At 63.5% G+C, this 17,257-nt stretch carries 14 protein-coding genes; 7 read left to right on the forward strand and 7 right to left on the reverse strand.

Translation table 11 applies throughout. From position 1 onward, the window contains the following. Positions 1-12: 12 nt before the first annotated feature. Positions 13-1,335: an MFS transporter gene (locus CDV44_RS12450; RefSeq protein WP_087688297.1), complete on the forward strand. Its 1,323-nt coding sequence runs from the start codon at positions 13-15 to the stop codon at positions 1,333-1,335. Between the two features lie 125 nt (positions 1,336-1,460). Continuing rightward, on the forward strand, positions 1,461-2,378 hold the full coding sequence (locus CDV44_RS12455; protein ID WP_249277519.1) for an alpha/beta fold hydrolase: 918 nt from the start codon (positions 1,461-1,463) through the stop codon (positions 2,376-2,378). Between the two features lie 59 nt (positions 2,379-2,437). Here the strand turns inward: CDV44_RS12455 and CDV44_RS12460 are convergent, their stop codons facing one another. The 7 genes from CDV44_RS12460 to CDV44_RS12490 all read right to left on the reverse strand — a co-directional run bounded on the left by CDV44_RS12460 (position 2,438) and on the right by CDV44_RS12490 (position 11,953). Further along, a complete protein-coding gene (locus CDV44_RS12460) occupies positions 2,438-2,905 on the reverse strand; it encodes a hypothetical protein (protein WP_087688743.1) in 468 nt (155 codons plus the stop codon). Between the two features lie 136 nt (positions 2,906-3,041). Then, on the reverse strand, positions 3,042-4,430 hold the full coding sequence (locus tag CDV44_RS12465; RefSeq protein WP_249277520.1) for a cytochrome c: 1,389 nt from the start codon (positions 4,428-4,430) through the stop codon (positions 3,042-3,044). Positions 4,431-4,441: 11 nt separating this feature from the next. Next, positions 4,442-6,217 carry a GMC family oxidoreductase gene (locus CDV44_RS12470; RefSeq protein WP_087688298.1) on the reverse strand — a complete coding sequence of 592 codons (1,776 nt, stop codon included), beginning with the start codon at positions 6,215-6,217 and terminating at the stop codon, positions 4,442-4,444. Between the two features lie 3 nt (positions 6,218-6,220). Next, the gene (locus tag CDV44_RS12475; RefSeq protein ID WP_087688299.1) at positions 6,221-6,943 is read right to left on the reverse strand and encodes a gluconate 2-dehydrogenase subunit 3 family protein; all 723 of its coding nucleotides are present in this window, start codon (positions 6,941-6,943) and stop codon (positions 6,221-6,223) included. Positions 6,944-7,314: 371 nt separating this feature from the next. Then, positions 7,315-8,094 carry a hypothetical protein gene (locus CDV44_RS12480; RefSeq protein WP_141118725.1) on the reverse strand — a complete coding sequence of 260 codons (780 nt, stop codon included), beginning with the start codon at positions 8,092-8,094 and terminating at the stop codon, positions 7,315-7,317. Positions 8,095-8,682: 588 nt separating this feature from the next. Next, positions 8,683-10,854 carry a hypothetical protein gene (locus CDV44_RS12485; RefSeq protein ID WP_141118726.1) on the reverse strand — a complete coding sequence of 724 codons (2,172 nt, stop codon included), beginning with the start codon at positions 10,852-10,854 and terminating at the stop codon, positions 8,683-8,685. 184 nt (positions 10,855-11,038) lie between these two features. Beyond that, a complete protein-coding gene (locus CDV44_RS12490; RefSeq protein ID WP_058379501.1) occupies positions 11,039-11,953 on the reverse strand; it encodes a helix-turn-helix domain-containing protein in 915 nt (304 codons plus the stop codon). Positions 11,954-12,341: 388 nt separating this feature from the next. Between CDV44_RS12490 and CDV44_RS12495 the strand changes: the two genes are divergently transcribed. From CDV44_RS12495 to CDV44_RS12515, 5 genes are all read left to right on the forward strand, one after another. Next, positions 12,342-13,412, forward strand: a complete 1,071-nt coding sequence (locus CDV44_RS12495; RefSeq protein ID WP_371328755.1) for a porin — start codon at positions 12,342-12,344, stop codon at positions 13,410-13,412. 161 nt (positions 13,413-13,573) lie between these two features. Beyond that, positions 13,574-13,897: a hypothetical protein gene (locus CDV44_RS12500; RefSeq protein WP_087688303.1), complete on the forward strand. Its 324-nt coding sequence runs from the start codon at positions 13,574-13,576 to the stop codon at positions 13,895-13,897. Positions 13,898-14,125: 228 nt separating this feature from the next. Next, on the forward strand, positions 14,126-15,382 hold the full coding sequence (locus CDV44_RS12505) for an MFS transporter (protein ID WP_087688304.1): 1,257 nt from the start codon (positions 14,126-14,128) through the stop codon (positions 15,380-15,382). Next, positions 15,379-16,233, forward strand: a complete 855-nt coding sequence (locus tag CDV44_RS12510) for a dihydroorotate dehydrogenase electron transfer subunit (protein ID WP_087688305.1) — start codon at positions 15,379-15,381, stop codon at positions 16,231-16,233. Before CDV44_RS12505 ends, CDV44_RS12510 begins: the two co-directional genes overlap by 4 nt. 52 nt (positions 16,234-16,285) lie before the next feature. After that, positions 16,286-17,236 carry a dihydroorotate dehydrogenase gene (locus CDV44_RS12515; RefSeq protein WP_087688744.1) on the forward strand — a complete coding sequence of 317 codons (951 nt, stop codon included), beginning with the start codon at positions 16,286-16,288 and terminating at the stop codon, positions 17,234-17,236. Positions 17,237-17,257 lie beyond the last annotated feature (21 nt).

Consider the following 17,257-nt stretch of genomic DNA (forward strand, 5'->3'; position numbering starts at 1 on the left):
GGATTCACCACCATGACACAAACCGCATCGCCCTCACTGCAAGGCCGCGTCACACTGATCATTCTGGCCGGGGCGCTCGTGCTGAGCGCCGCCATGGGCACCCGCCAGACGTTCGGGCTCTTCATCAATCCGTTTTCCTACGACCGTGGTGTGCCCGTCACCTTGGTCGCCTTCGCCATTGCGCTGCATAACCTCGTGTGGGGTTTTGCACAGCCGTTCGCGGGTGCGATGGCCGATCGACATGGCCCGGCACCGGTGGTCGCCTTCGGTGCCTTCGCCTTTGCGGGTGGACTCGCGATGGCCGCCCTCGCCCCCTCGGGTGTCTGGCTCGTCATCGGGCTGGGCGTACTGGTCGGGCTGGGGATCAGTTGCACGACGTTCGGCGTTGTCCTGCCCGCCGTGAGCCGCGCTGTGGCCCCCGAAAAGCGCTCCATGGCGATGGGCCTCGTGAGTGCGGGCGGCTCACTCGGGCAGGTCGCCCTCGTGCCCGTCGCACAGGGAATGCGTCAGGCGTACGGCGTATCGACATCGCTGTTCGTCCTCGCCTTGATCCTGTGCTGCGCCGCACCGCTCGGCCTCTTCATGACACTGCACCGGCGCAAGGCGAAGTCGGCGAAAACCGGTGCTGCGTCGTCAACGCCCGCCTCATCAGCCACGACGACGACGACGACGACGACGACGACGACCGCACAACATAACGATGGCGAACACGTCTCCTTACGCGACGTCCTCCATCAGGCGCGCACCCATCGCGGCTTCCAGTTGCTCACGCTCGGCTTCTTCACCTGCGGCTTCCAACTCGCCTTTATCGCGACCCATTTGCCCGGCTATCTCCTCATGTGTCACATGCCGATCGGGCTCGGCGCCACGGCACTCGCCCTTATCGGCCTGTTCAACATGGCCGGAAGCTGGGCCTGCGGCTGGCTCGGCGGACGCTATCGTCAACACCACGTGCTCGGCTGGCTGTACCTGATCCGGGGCGGTGCCATCGCGTTGTTCTTCCTGCTGCCGAAATCCGATACGAGTGTGGTGATTTTTGCGGCCGTCATGGGGTTGACGTGGCTCGGCACGGTGCCACTGACAAGCGGTCTGGTCGCCAAGGTATTCGGCGCACGACACTTGGGCACGCTCTTCGGCGTGTGCTTCATGAGCCATCAGGTGGGCTCGTTCCTCGGTGCGTGGCTGGGCGGCTACGTGCTCGACGTCACCGGCTCGTACAACCTCATCTGGGCCGCCACCGCGATCCTCGGGGCCGTCGCCGCGGCGCTGCACTTCCCGATTGACGACGCCAGCGTCGTGCCGCCCATGCGCCAGCCGGTGCCCGCAACAGCGTAGCGGCATAGCGGCATGACTGCATAAAGACACACGGTCATTACCTCCGAGGTAATCGACCGTGTGCACACCGCCCGAGACAATGGCTTCACCTTCTGCCGGATTCCCCGGCCTTGTGGAGCCTGATCATGCTGACCCGCCTGCCGCTGTCCTCGACTACGCTCACTGCCCGCGAACTCGCTGCCGACCACGACGCCGGCATGACGAGCCCCGGCAACACGCCGCCGATCACCGCCTCCGGCTACCTCGCCGGCAGCGACGGCACCGCGCTCTTCTACCGCGACTGGGGGCACGGCAAGCCGGTGGTGTTTCTCTCGGGATGGACGCTCGCCAGCGACATCTGGGCCTATCAGATGACGGCCCTCGCCGGTGACGGCTTTCGCTGCGTGGCGTACGACCGTCGCGCACACGGACGCTCGGCGGACACCGGGCGCGGCTACGATTACGACACCCTCGCCGACGATCTGCATGCCCTGTTGACTGCCCTCGATCTGACCGATGTCACACTCGTCGGCCACTCATTCGGGGGCGGAGAAATCGTGCGCTATCTCACGCGTCACGGCAGGCAGCGCGTCTCGCGGATCGTCTTCGTCTCACCGGCAGCGACGCCCTATCTTGTGAAGACCGCCGACAACCCCACTGGCGTGGACGCGCAGTACTTCTACGAATCCCTCGACGAAATGCTCACCTCGTTTCCCGACTGGATCGAACGCCGCGCCGCGCCCTATTTCGCGCCGGGCACGTCGGACACAGTGATTCGCTGGACATCAGATCTGATGCTGCGTACTTCGCTGGATGCCGCAGCCGCGCTCAATCGCGTGCAAACGTCGACCGACTTCCGGCCCGAGATGGCCGCGCTCGACATTCCGGCGCTGGTACTTCATGGGGATTGCGACGCGAGTGCGCCGCTGGAGGTCACCGGCCGCCCGACGGCGCAGGCGATTGCGGGGGCCGTCCTCAAGGTCTACGAAGGCGGCACGCACGGCATGTACTTCAATCAGGCCGCCCGCATGACGAGCGATATCCGCGAGTTCGTGAATCGCTGATCGTCAGAACGGTATGTCCGAGCGCCGCCGAGCGCGACGAACGCACTGAACGGCGAGACTTACAGACGATGGGAATTCGCCAGTCGAAAGATCTTCGTCCAGCGTTGCGCGAGTGTGCGGTTAGGCATGGGTACCGCCCACTGCGCCTGTGCGTTATGGGCGAGTTCAAGTACGAGCGTCCACCGGCCGTTGTCGGTCACCGGATGTGCAGACGTCACATCGGAGAACACGAAACGTGAGACGCGCTCGCCCACACGAATCGTGCCCATCTTGCGATCCGCGTCGAGGCGAAGTGCGCCCCACTCGCCCTCGATGCTCACAACACGCTCGCCATTGCGCCGCACACCGTGCACCGCCCGATAGCGACGCACCGCATCGACCACGAGCCAGATGACGATCAGCACGCACACGGCAATCGTCACGACCGCCGCCGGCGTGCCAAAGCGCATGGCGACCTCGCCATAGAGCCGCACCGCCCCGTAGACGATCCCCGCCAGCACCACCAGTCCCAACAAAATGAACGGCACGACAACCTCCTGCATTCCACGCGATCAATAGCGCGATAAAAAAGCCCTGCCGGCAGCGCCGCCCGGCAGGGCTCCATTTCACCACAGGCGCATGGCGCTTGCCCGCGAGGGCAAGCACCATTACACCATCACACCATCACCGTGCAGGCTGCGGTGCCGCGCCCACGTCCTTGCGCACCTTCGCGACCTGAGCGGCCGTCACGGCGGGTGCCGTGTTGCCCCAGCTCGTACGCACGAACGTCAGCACATCGGCCACGTCCTGATCGGTCAGACGATCGTCGAAGCCCGGCATCGCGTAGTGCGTCGGCGCCGACTTCGTCCACGGCATTTCGGCACCGCGCAGCACGATATGAATGAGCGATGTCGGATCCGCCGAATTCACCGTCGAACTGAGCGCCAGCGTCGGGAAGGTCTGCGTGTAGCCCTTACCGGTGCTGCGGTGGCAGGCCGCGCAGTTGTCGATGAACGTCAACGCCCCGTTGCTCTTGTCAGACCCGGCACGCAGCGCCTTGGCCGCTGTCTCGTCATACGCGAGCGCCTTGGCGTTCGGGTCGACGGGTTTCAACGTCTTCAGGTACTTTGCAATCGCCGTCAGGTCGTCGTCGCTCATGTACTGCGCACTGTGCTGCACCACATCGGTCATGCCGCCGAACGCTGCGGAATGATCGTTACGCCCGCCCTTGAGGAACGCCGTGATATCGCCTTCGCTCCAGTTGCCCAGACCGTCGGTCACGTCGCCCCGCAAGTTCTTCGCGAGGAAGTTATCGACCACGCCACCCGAGAGGAAGGCGGTGCTGTCATCGGTCAGTGCCTTCTCCTGCAACGCGACACCACGCGGGGTGTGACATGCGCTGCAATGGCCCAGCCCTTCGACGAGATAACGGCCGCGTGAAATCGGGTCGTTATCGGTCGACGCGGCATCCGCCACCACGGCCGGCGCAAACATCTTGCGCCAGAACGACAACGGCCAGCGCATCGACATCGGCCACGGAATATCGGTCGCCTTGTTCGCCTGCGCCACCGGCTGCACGCCCGACATGAAGTACGCGTAGAGCGCCTTCACGTCCGCCGGACGCACCTTTGCGTACGACGTGTACGGCATGGCCGGATACAGCGTCGAGCCGTTCTTCGCAATGCCGTGACGCACCGCCTTGTCGAAGTCTTCGAGACTGTAATTACCGATGCCGGTGTCCTTGTCCGGCGTGATGTTGGTCGAATAGATCGTGCCGATGGGCGACGCAATCGGCAGACCGCCCGCGAACGGCTTGCCCTTGGGTGCCGTGTGACACGCCGCACAATCGCCCACGCGCGCCAGATACTCACCTTGCTTGATGAGTTGCGCCTGCGGATCATTGGCAGCAGGTGTCTGCTCCACCACGGCAACCGGGCCCGGCGTCGGAACCCGTGTCACAGCAGGCGCCGCCGCCTCTTGCGCCCATGCGTCGAGTGCCACCAGTGCGCCGAGGGTCAGTGAGCCTGCGGCCAGAACCAGAGCGGAGCGCTTGAGCATTGATTTTCGGATCATGGTCGCTCTCCTCAGGCCTGCACCAGCGGGCCGGCGTTCTTGAGGTACTGTTCGCGAATCGCCTTCGCAGACCAGTACGCCAGCGCCGCCACCACGCCTGTCGGGTTGTAGCCCATGTTCTGTGGGAAGGCCGAAGCCCCCATCACGAACACGTTCGACACGTCCCAGCTTTGCAGATACCGGTTGACCACGCTGTTCGACGGGTTCGTGCCCATGATGGCGCCGCCCGTCGTGTGCGTGCTCTGATAAACGCGCGTGTCGTAATGACTGCCCTTCTTGCGGATGGCGCGGAACACCTTCTCGGGGTTCATCGCACGGCCAACCTCTTCCATGCGGTCGCCCATGTAGCCGAGCATGTTGTATTCGTTGTCATGCCAGTCGAACGTCATGCGCAGCAGCGGAATACCGTAGGCGTCCTTGTACGTCGGATCGAGATCGAGGAAGGCGTCCTGATACGACATGACCGAGCCCGAGATACCAATGGTCATGTAGCGCTGATAAGCATCGGCGATACCCGCCTTCCACTTGCTGCCCCATGACGGCGTGCCCGGCACGGTCGGTGTCATCTTGATCGGACGCCCGCCGTAGCGGATGTGACGAATGCTCGCGCCACCGAGGAAACCGAGTGGCCCGTGATCGAACTGGTCGCCGTTCAGGTCGTCCATCGACACCCCGCCCGCACCCGTGCCGACAAACGGATTCAACTGCGTGCCCTTGGGCAGCAGCACGTTGACCGCACCGTTCATCTGGTACGCGTAGTTCTTGCCGACCACACCCTCGCCCGTCTTCGGGTCGTACGGCTTGCCGATGCCCGAGAGCAACAGCAGGCGCACGTTGTGCATCTGGTACGCGGCCATGATCACGATATCGGCCGGCTGTTCGACCTCGCGGCCCTGCGCGTCGATATACGTCACGCCCGTGGCCTTCTTGCCGTCGCTGTCGAGATTGACCTTGGTGACGTACGAATGCGTGCGCAATTCGAAATTCGGCTTCTTGAGCAACACCGGCAGAATGGTCGTCTGCGGCGAGGCCTTCGAATACATGTAGCAGCCGTAGTTCTCGCAGAACCCGCAGAAGTTGCACGGGCCGAGACGCACCCCGTACGGATTGGTGTAGGGCTCTGATGTATTGGCCGCCGGCGCCGGATACGGGTTGAAGCCGACCTCTTTTGCCGCCTTTTCAAAGAGCGTGGCGCCGTAGGTGTTTTGCAGCGGCGGCGTCGGAAACTCGCTCGAACGTGCCCCTTCGCGCGGGTTGCCGCCCGGCACGATCTTGCCGTTCAGATTGCCCGCCTTGCCCGACGTGCCGAACACTTTCTCGGCGAAGTCGAAATGCGGCTCAAGTTCTTCATAGCTCACGCCGAAGTCCTGAATCGTCATGCCCTCGGGGATGAACTTCTTGCCGTAGCGTTCTTCGTAGTGACTGCGCAGCTTCAGCTCTTCGGGCAGCGCGCGGTAGTGCATACCGTTCCAGTGGAAGCCCGCACCGCCCACGCCATTGCCCAGCAGAAACGAGCCGTTCTGGCGATACGGCACGGCCAGATCGTCCGGCGCATGGCGAATCGTCACGGTCTCGCGCGCCAGCTCCTGAAAGAGCTTGCCGCGCACCGAGTATTCGAGTTCGTCGATGACCTTGGGGTACTGCGCATCGGTGGGCGTGTCGCGCATCGCGCCACGCTCCAGCGCGACAACGTTCAGACCGGCGTCGGTAAGCTCCTGACCGAGAATCGCCCCGGTCCAGCCGAAGCCCACGATGACGGCGTCGACCTTATCTTTCTTGATCGCCATGACTTAACCCCGCTTTCCGGAAATCGACACAGGCCCGTACGGGTACTTGACGTTCGGTTGGTCGACCCAGTCCATGAAGTCGGCACGTGCCCCCGGAAAGCCCACGAGCTTCCAGCCCACCATGTCTTTGTTGCCGCCGTGAATCGGGTCGGCCAGAAAGCCTTCCTTGGTGTTGGCCAGCAGGTAAGAGAAGAAGGTGCGCGCGGGTACGCTGTCGAACTCGACCTTGGCGTGCTCCATGTCGCCAAGCACCGTCTCTTGCGTGGCGTGGTCCAGATCGGCAAATGCTTTGTTGTACTGCTTCTTGCAGTACGCATCGCAAGCCGCAATGCCGTGACGATAGATGTCGCGCGGCGCCAGGCTCAGTTGATAACCCAACTCGGGCGGCTGATCGGTATGGAACGGACCCTGCATGTACCAGAGCTTGCCGTGGCCGAACGGCGTTTCCATCTGGCCGTCGATGAACCGGGGGACATCGGCTTGCAAGGCGCCCGGACCGAGTTCGTCGGCGGGAATCAGACGGTCGACCGCAGCACTGACAAAGCGCCACTCGTCGGCGGTGAAGTACTTGGGCTCGTAGGGGGTGTTCGAAGCGGCGGGCGTAGCAGGCTTATCGCTGCTACAGGCGGACTGTGTGAGCGTCGCACCGGTGACAAGCGTCGTGGCGGGCACGATCGCCAGCACCTGACGCAAGAAGCGCCGGCGCGGTTCCTTGTCCTGTGACATGGAATTCTCCGTTTTTGTGGGGACGAATCACGCATGACAGTCAAGCGATAGCTCGCCATGCGTGAGGAAAACCTGACAGGCTATTCACCTCGCGTAGCGCATATGACGCGGGTCATTCTACCCACAAGCTACGTACATGGCAAAGCAAGAGACTATTGCGCAAAACGCGCAACATATTGATTGGAAAGGCTTGCAAATAATTAAAATATTTACTATTACGCACGCGCGATCTGTTTTGAATCGCAAAACATGCGGCGCATCGACGCGACAGCGTGTCGTGAAAATGAGAACGCGCGCCGCAGAGGGCGCGCGTTTTTTGAGCGCTGGAGGACATTGAACTCGCCGGTGACATCCCCCCATGCAGCCGTCTCTCAAGAACGGTCCCACGCCCGCAGGGTGATATTGAGTCCGAGGGCGTTGCCCTGCCGTACAGAAGCCGATGGGTTGGCCAATGCGCCAGTGAAGTCATCGAGAAATTCGTCACGCCGGATATCGTGTCTCGTCGTGTAGCCCGTAAGTACCACATCCGGCATCGTGCGACGTTGCGCGGATGGCGAACGCTTTGCGGTGAGGCTGTCGAGCACTCGGATGAGCCCATCGATCTGGTCTCGCCGCTCCCTGAGAATCGAAAGCCGGTCGTCGGAAAAACGGGATCCGCCCGTGCCCCCGGCAGCAGAGAGGGTGCCGGGCTCGGCATCGGTCTGGCCAAAACCCAGCTCGCTCAAGCGCCGGAACGTCACAGGCGCATCCGCCGGCAGTCCGACCAGCACGGCCAGATGTTGCGCCTGCGCGCGAGCCGCTTTCTGCTTGATGGAAAGTAATGAGTGGCTCACCGCGGGCTTCAGAAAATAGTCCGCCGCCTTTCTGACGATGCGCAGCGGCGTCTCGTCGCCGCATGCCGCAGGACGATGCTGAAACGACGCCTGCACGCCCCTGAGTGCGGTGATCTGCGCGGCAATCTCCTGAGCGGCGTCGACCAACGCCTGGCGGGTGTATCTGGACATATCTCCGGCAAGACGCAGGGAGGATTTGCGATGAGGCTCGGTGCCAGTCACTCGCGGTGCGCCCCGGTTATCGGAGAAAAAGCGGCAGATTTCCTCCACCTGCCTGTCGAGCCCGTCGACACCGATCGACGCGGGGTTGACCATCATCTTTCCAGGCCGATCCGACGGCGCCGAAGTGCCCGCCAGCGGCGGTCTGACCCACGGGGCGCTATCCGTCGCATGCTGTCTCACAGCCAACGCCCAAGAGACGGAACACGGTGAGGCCCGCGGATAGTTGCCGTGACTCCCCAGAATCTCGTCGGCAAAGCGGAGACGCCGAGTCGTTTGCCTAGACATATCGCCAAGCGCGACGTCCACCCCCAGCGTTCGTTGCTGGACCGACGACCCGCCGTCTGCGTGAATGGTCTGCGTAGGTAACGACGTTGAGATCGGACCGGCGCTCGGCACCAAATTTGCCGCACGGAAACTCTCCTTGAATGCTGGGCCGACTGCCGCTCGGCAATGGCCGCCGTGTGGCATCGCGCTGCCTGCCGCCGGACTCGTCACACTCACCGGCAAGCCGGTCCCCGGTATGCCTCTCATGCCGTTACTCATATCGAACAACTCCACGCGGGCGAGCCGACGGGCTCGCCACCTCACGCAAGGCTATGTCGATACTCGGGGAGCGATTTTGGAAAACGGGGCGTCAGTTGCGCAGACGCCCCGCAAGAGGTCATTGCCTAAGGGAAGCCATGATCAGGTCCCCGCCTCGCCCGGCAAGCGCTGCCGACCGGTCAATGCGTCGCGTGCGCCGGGCTTTGATGACGGCACGACCAGCGACTGGTAGGCAATATCGACAGGATCGATACACTCGGCGGCTTTCAGCAGGCAGTCGGACAGATCATCAGGCGTTCGGCATCGATCCAGGTCCTCGAACAACGCCACACCGAAGTCGCGCCACAACGTCTCTGTCGCCATGTCCCGAACACGTTTCTGAACGGGCCCTTGCTCGAAACCGTCAACCCATTCGTTCAGGAGGTCGACGCGGCTCACGATCGTATGGATCACCTTTTCGCTGAGCGCATAGCCCGCATCGACCACGTCGAGCAAGCGCTCGAAGTCAGCGCGGCGCGCCTCGCTCCTCGTCGCGAATGGATCCGTCTTGGCCGATATCAGATTCGAGGCGATACGGCAGCACCGGCCGGCAATGGCAGGCGGCCGCCCCGAAGACAGATCTAACTGCAAGCGGGCATGCTGGATGACCTTATCTCGTGAGCCTTCGGTGTCCCAAAACACGGCAAGCGGCCTGCACAGCGCCGAAATCCACTCATGCTTCTCACGCTGCGCTTTCGAAAGGGGTGGATTCACCAGATGGCCGAAACGATCGTAACGGGGCGGTGGCGGACTTTTGGGGAGCGGCGGCGGAACATCCATGTCGGCGCCCTGCGTCGTGTCAACCTCTCCCCGCGGGGGGTCTCCGGCATCCGCGTTGTCGGTGGTCTCAACAACCGTCTCAACAACCGTCTCGATCACCGTCTCAATGGCCCTCTCGATCTCAATCTCGACGTCCGATGGCATCTCCGATTCCGCGTCGGCCTCGACATCGCCTTCCTCGTCCGTATCGACGTCCGTCCCATACGCTACTGTGCCCTCGCCACTTGCCTGGTGCACCTGCACGGCGGCGCGATGCAACGGCGTGATGCGTCCCTGTTCCGTACGCGGCGCTTCATTGCCATCCGTACTCCATCGCCGCACGTGCAGCCCTGCGGCAAGCCTTGGCAGCACCTCCGGTTGTTCCTCAGGCCGCGCCTCGAAGGTCACGGCTGGCGTGTCGTCGATCTTCGCGTCGTCCGGCACCATACACGGGACATCGACGGCACATCTCCCGTCGCGCACATCGTCCACGACCGCCAGAAGTTTCGTCGCTTCGTCCTTCCAGTACATGAGATCGCGCGCACGGGCCAGCACCCATTGCCGGCCATCGCCGTCCCCTTCGTAAATCGGCGCGTCGGCAAGCAGGAAAGTGTTTTCCTGGCAGCCGAATCCGCGATCGCGCAGCCCGTCCAATGTGATGGCGCTCGACGCCGGGAGGCCGAGCAATAACGAGAGACTCGCGGCCTCGATACGGGCTCGCCTTTGCTTGCTCGCGAAGACAGAGCGCGTCGCCGCGGGCTTCAGCACATACCGGTCGCCACGCCTCGCCAATCGCAACGGCACGCCCTCGCCACCGGTCAAGCGTTCTCGTTGCGCGACAGTGGTCAATTCATTCAATACCTTGACCTCGGCGAGCTCGCGATCCAGTAGCGCCAGTCGACTGCGCAGTGAGATTTCAGTCGTGTCGAGCGCCTTGTCCCGCAGGTCTGACAAATGCTGCCGGGTTTCTGCCCACGTGACACCATCGGGTGCGTCGTCCGCGCCATTCACGAGGGCTTCGGCAGCATTGACGGCATCGTCCAACGCACTGATCGCCCCCAGTTGCTTGATATGCGAGTCCACGCCGAATGCGCGCAAATGCGTCGTGTGTACGAGTTCGTCCTTGCCCGCGCGTAACAAGGTCCGGTAACGCGAAAACTCGGACATCAGCACGGCGCGCTCGTACCCTACGAAATTCTCGTTCCACGTACCGAGGGTGTTACGTATCGCGTCCGGCATCGAAGCGTCCGCCTTGATGCCCTGCGCCACTTTCTCCTGCCCCTCGCGCTGTTTGGCCCACTCGCCAAAAGACACGCAGACGTCTCCGTCCGGGGTTCGATAAGTGCGCTCGGGGTATTTCACCCACGCTTTACCCGCAAGCTTTGGCGGCGCTTGTCCCACGGCGGCAATATCACCGGCCAATGATCCGGCGTCATCGAACGGCCTCGTTACGTGCCTGATGAGAACCGGTGTTGATCCGCGGGGTGCCCCGACACCCAATGCATGCTCACTCATGAAATTAGTCTCCTTGTCATCCGACCGGACGGTCTTCATGGCACGGCAGACTAAATGTCTTCTCAAGTGCGGGATATCGTCCGCGAACGCGGACTTTTGTATTTCGACAGCACCCGGGGTTTTGCGGTACGAAGATGGCGGCGCAGGAATGCGCCGCGCGGGGTGTGCGCTCAGAAGTGCGCGTTCAGAAACGCGCCAGCAATTGTCCCAACAAGGCCGCGCCTTCCTTGCCTTTAGCGGAGTCTGCCCACAAGCGGTCGATCATCGCCCGGTACATGCCCACGCCATCGGGCGAGGTCGTGATGGTGGCGATGCCGGTACGCAGGTTCGGCAGTTCGCCCAGACGGAACGGCGACACCGCGACATACGCCTCCCCTTCCGCCTCGAAGATCTGGAAGGACTCGTTGGGCATGTTGTCGCTCACGATACCGATCTGCACGCCCGACGTGTCCGCCTCGAGAAACTCGATGATGCGTGTCACTTCGCGGCGCGCTGCCATCTTGCGTTCCAACTGCACCCCCGGTGGCAGCCCAAGCCGCCCCACGAGACCGTGGTGCAGAAACTGCTCGATCTGGCGCAGCCCGATCAGGCTCGTGACGGCCAGACGATGGCGCGAAAAACTCGCCTTACGCTCTTGCAGAATGCCCAGCACGCGATCGATCGTCGTTGCCCAGTGCTTGTCGGACAGACGCGGGGGAATGCTCTCTTCGAGCATGTGACGCAGCCACACGTCGTAGTCGCTCGACGTCAGCAGAAACGAGATCGGGTCGAAATGCGCGACGATGCGCTCCGAACGGCCTTCCAACTGGCGCATGCGCTCGAAGTAGCTCACCGCCGAATCGTGATACTCGACCTCGACGCCCAGCAGGTTCGCCAGCGACACGCCCAACAACGCCGCGAGTCGCTCCAGCGTATCGATCTTCACGATCTCGCCGCGTTCGAGCTTGTAGATGGCCGCGCGCGAAATATCGAGCCGCTCGGCAACGTCTTCGCTGCGCAATTCGGCGGCCAACCGGTAGGCGCGCAAGCGCTCGCCAATGGCCCGGAAGTTGAAACGCGCGCCTCTCGGCGCCCGGGATGTCGTCGCGGTTCGGTTCAAATCTCCCCCTGTTGGAATGCCTCGTCATGCCGCGCCGCTTCAGGGCGCTACGTCTGCTGTGTCGACGGCGCACGACGTCATCTCACGCCCTCGCAATATCGTGCCGGGATTATACCGACGCACTCACCCCCCGTGACGCCCGGGACCCGCTCACTTTCATCGCACCGTCGTTGCCCCCTCGCCAAGCCACCGTGACATCGCCGCCAAGCTAATATTTTTCCGATTGTCTATTTTTTTAGACATCGGCACGATGCCGTGCAGGTCTGCCCCACACCACGGGAATGGCCGGTAGGAATCGACGTCCAGCGCAATTTTGGGGATGACCGGGCGAGCCGGCAGTGATAGCCTGCGCGCCGTCCAGAAATTTGTACACATAAAAGAGGGAATGATGAAAACCTGGCACAAGGTGGCAAAGGTAGCGAAGGTGGCTGGCGCCGCCGCATTGGGCGCGGCTGCACTCGCGACGACTGCCCACGCGCAGTCGAGTGTGAGCTTCTACGGTCTGGCCGACGCTTACGTCGGCTCGGTGAAGAACCCCGGCGGCCAGGCGGCCACCGTGCAGCAAGGCGGCGGCATGACCACGTCGTACTGGGGCATGGCCGGCACGGAAGACCTCGGCGGCGGCAACAGCGCGCTGTTCGTGCTCGAGAGCTATTTCCAGCCGAACAACGGCACCTACGGCCGCTTCTCCGGCGACAGCTTCTTCTCGCGCAACGCCTACGTCGGCCTGTCGAACACCACCGCCGGCACGCTGCGGCTCGGGCGCATCACCACGCCGCTGTATCTGGCGACGATTCAGTTCAACCCGTTCAACAACTCGTACACGTTCTCGCCGATGATCTTCCACACCTACAAGGGTCTGGGGACGCAAGGCGTGGTGGGCGACTCGGCGTGGAACAACGCCATTGCGTACACGTCGCCGGGCTATGCCGGTCTGGCGGGCACGCTCATCTACGCGACCGGCAACAGCGCGACGGACCACAGCGCCAAGAAGTGGGGCGCTGCCGTGACCTATGGCAACGGCCCGTTCGGTATGGCCCTGAACTATCAGTACGTGAACTTCAGCAACGCCCCGGGTGACTTCGGCACCCAGTTGCCGGGCGTGACGGGGCTGTCCAATCAGAACACCGCGCAGCTCGGCCTCTCGTACGACTTCACCGTCGTGAAGCTGTTTGCGCAATACATGCTCGTCGCCAGTCAGGCGGCCAGCGGCAACTTCCATAGCAACACCGGGCAGTTGGGCGCCTCGGTGCCGCTCGGTCGAGGCAGCGTGCTCGCCTCGGTTGCCTTCACCGGCTCGAACGGCTCGGGCGACAACCAGCGCCGCACCACTTGGGCTCTCGGCTACGACTACCCGCTCTCCAAGCGCACCGACATCTACGCCGCGTACAAGTACGACCACATGAGCGACTTGTCGACCGGCCAGACGTACGGCGCCGGCTTGCGAATGAAGTTCTGAGTCTTGCCGGGGGGCGCCTCGCGCGCCCTCATCCGCGACGGTGCACGCCACCATTTGTGCCGTCGCGGCGCCCTCTGTATCAGGGTTTCACCCAATAATTTTCGCCTTGCCTGACCCTTTGGGTTCGTTTAGTCTAAATATTTAGACAAATGGAGCATGTGATGGATTTGAAGCTCGCTTGTGCCTGGTTGCAGCGCGACACCGTCGGCCTGTCCGACATCGAAGACTTTGCCGCACGCTGCCTGAACGCGTCGCGCACCGCCACCCGCGAATCGGCTGCGCTGCTCTTGCTCGCCCAGTCTGCGCAGGCATTTACGGAACGCCAGTCCGGTATTGCGACGAACGGCGAAACCTTTCACCTGTTTCTCGCCCGCAGCAAGGCCTATGCGACGAAGCTGCGCGATGCGGCCGAGTCGTCGGATGCCAGCTTTCTCGCCACGCTCAACGATTTTGCCGCACAGCTCACGACCGACGTTTATGTCTGAACATTCGGGCCACCTACCGATGGCGCACGGTGCGCGATGCCTGACCCGGGCGCGGTACCGTGGCACGATCGGGTGGCCTGCGAATGACATGGCCGTCGCACTGTCCGCCGATTTTTTTACCTTGCCCGTCTAAATATTTAGACAATTTTTGACGATCACTGCGGCGGCACAGCTTCGGGACTCGTCCATTCGTTCATTCGATCACTCGCCGCCCCACAGGACACGACCATGGAAGTCAACCTGAATACCCCGGGTTCGCAGCGCACTGCTGCTGCGCCGTCCGACACCGTGACGCCCTACGCATGGAAAGCGCTCGCCGGGTCCGCCATCGGTTATGCGATGGACGGGTTCGACCTGTTGATTCTCGGCTTCATGCTGCCGGCGATCACGGCCGGGCTGTCGCTCACGCCCGGACAGGCGGGCGCGCTGGTCACATGGACACTCATCGGCGCAGTCGCCGGCGGCATCTTGTTCGGCGCGCTCTCCGATCGCTATGGACGCGTGCGGATGCTGACGTGGACGATCCTGCTCTTTGCCGTCTTCACGGGACTGTGTGCGTTTGCTCAGGGCTTCTGGGACTTGTTGGCCTATCGCACCATCGCCGGCATCGGCCTTGGCGGCGAGTTCGGCATCGGCATGGCACTGGCCGCCGAAGCATGGCCTGCCGCCAAACGCGCCCGCGTGTCGTCGTATGTAGCGCTCGGCTGGCAGACCGGCGTGCTCGCTGCCGCCCTGCTCACGCCGATGCTGCTGACCCATATCGGCTGGCGCGGCATGTTCCTCGTCGGCGTGCTGCCGGCGCTCGTTGCTTGGGTACTTCGCAACAAGCTGCACGAGCCGGAAGTGTTCGTGCGCCGCACGGGCAATACCGGGGCAAACCGATCGAATGCGTTCCGCCTGCTCGTGAAAGACGCCCAAACCACGCGCGTCAGTCTGGGCATCGTGATCCTGTGCTCGGTCCAGAACTTCGGTTACTACGGGATCATGATCTGGCTGCCGACCTTCCTCTCGCAGAAGCTCGGTTTCTCGCTGACGAAGTCGGGGTTGTGGACCGCCGCCACGGTCGTCGGAATGATGTTCGGCGTGTGGGCGTTTGGCCAACTCGCCGACCGTATCGGGCGACGCCCCACATTCCTGATTTATCAGGCAGGTGCCGTCGTGATGGTGCTCGTCTACGCGCAACTGACCGACCCGACCGTCATGCTGTTTGCCGGCGCGCTCATGGGCATGTTCGTGAACGGCATGGTCGGCGGCTACGGCACGCTCATGTCCGAGGCCTATCCGACCGCCGCACGCGCCACCGCACAAAACGTGTTGTGGAACATCGGCCGCGCCATCGGCGGCCTGGGGCCCCTCGTCGTCGGCGCACTCGCCGTGCGCTACTCCTTCCAGATCGCCATCGCATTGCTCGCGAGCCTCTATGTGCTCGACATGATCGCCACGCGCTTTCTGATTCCCGAACTCAAGGGCACCGAACTCGAATGATTCAAGACGCACCCTGCCACTCGCCCACGGTCGCGACGCATCGCTGCCGCGTGGTGACCCATCGCGCTGTGAATGCCCGCTATCGCTATCTGCGTCTGCACGCCGACGCGCCGCTTGCCGACACCACGCGCCCCGGCCAGTTCTATCAACTCAAGTGTCCGGTGACCGATCAGGAAGCACCGTTCCTGCTGCGCCCGATGAGCGTCTACGGCACCGGCCCCGAGCCCGGCACCATCGAGTTTCTCTACAACGTCACGGGCGTGGGCACGCGGGCGCTCGCCTCGCTGGCGGAAGGCGCCTCGCTCGATATCGTCGGGCCGCTCGGCAATACCTTCACGCTCGACACGCGCTGGCGGCGGGTGATGGTGGTGGCGCGCGGCGTCGGTCTGGCCACGATGGCACCGCTCGTGCAGCGCGCGGCGGCAGCGGGCATTCGACTCACCGTGGTGATGTCGGCACGCAGCGAAGCCGATCTGATGCGCGACGAATTCCTGCGCAGCGATATGGCCCGCGAACTGGCCGACGTGCATTGCGTGTTCGATAGCGACGGCTCGTCATCCGTCGAAGCAGTGGAAGCTCGCGTGCGCGCCCTGCTCAGCGCCGCCCCGCACGACGCCGTCTACACCTGCGGCTCGCACCGGCTGCTGATGCTGTTGCAACGCGTGGTGGCCGAACACCCGCAGATCGTCGCGGAAGTGGCGATGGAGCAGCGCATGGCCTGCGGCATGGGTGTTTGCCTGTCGTGCGTGCGCCTGTTCGATTGCGACGGCGATAAGCAATTCCTGCGCGTGTGCCGTGAAGGCCCCGTGTTTCCGATTCGCGATGTCATCGGGGAGGTGGATTTTGGCTGATCGTCAAATGACAACACGGCGCTCGCCGGACGCTGACCCACGCGGTCTTGCCGTGCCGGATCTGAGCGTTCGTATCGGCGCGCTCACGCTGCGCAACCCGGTGATGCCAGCGTCGGGCTGCTTCGCCATCGAGTACCGCGAGGCACTCGATCTCAATCGACTCGGCGCGCTGGTGATCAAGAGCGTATCGCCCGCCACCCGCGCGGGGAACCCGACGCCGCGCGTGGCCGAGACACCTGCCGGCATGCTCAACTCCATCGGCATTCCGAGCAAGGGGCTCGACGCCTATCTGCGCGACGTTCTGCCGCCGTACACGCAATTCGACACGCCTGTCGTGGTGTCTGTCTCGGCCGATACCGCCGAGTCGTTCGCCGAGGCCTGCGAGCGGTTGTCGCTGCCTGAGGTCGCGGCCATCGAAGCCAACATCTCGTGCCCCAATCTCGAAGCGGACGGCATGGCCTTTGCCATGCTGCCCGAGACCACCTACAAAGCGGTGAGCGCCATTCGGCGGCGCACGAAGCATCCGCTCTGGGTCAAGCTCACGCCGAATGCCGGGCAGATTGCCCAGATCGCGCGGGCCGCGGAGGATGCCGGGGCCGATGCCATCGTCATGGGGAACACCGTGCTCGGCATGGCCATCGACGTGCACACGCGCCGCCCCAAACTCGGCAACGTCATGGGTGGCCTGTCGGGCCCGGCGATCAAACCGCTCGCCGTTCGGCTCGTCCATCAATGTCATCGCGCCGTGCGTATTCCGATCATCGGTTGCGGCGGCATCGAGACCGCGGATGACGCCGTCGAATTCATGCTCGCGGGCGCCACGGCCGTGCAAGTGGGTACGGCATCGTTTCGCGATCCGGCCGCGATGGGCCATATCGTCGACGGCCTCACCGCCTATTGCGCACAGCATCAGATCGACAAGCTGGCCGCGCTCACGGGGGCCGTCGCCCTCGATGCCCAGCTCACCGATCGCTGGCTGCGCTTTGCCCAGCAGTCCGGGTGACAGGGGACCCCATACGCACGC

The organism is Pandoraea sp. PE-S2R-1 (assembly GCF_002179865.1).
Classification (GTDB): domain Bacteria; phylum Pseudomonadota; class Gammaproteobacteria; order Burkholderiales; family Burkholderiaceae; genus Pandoraea.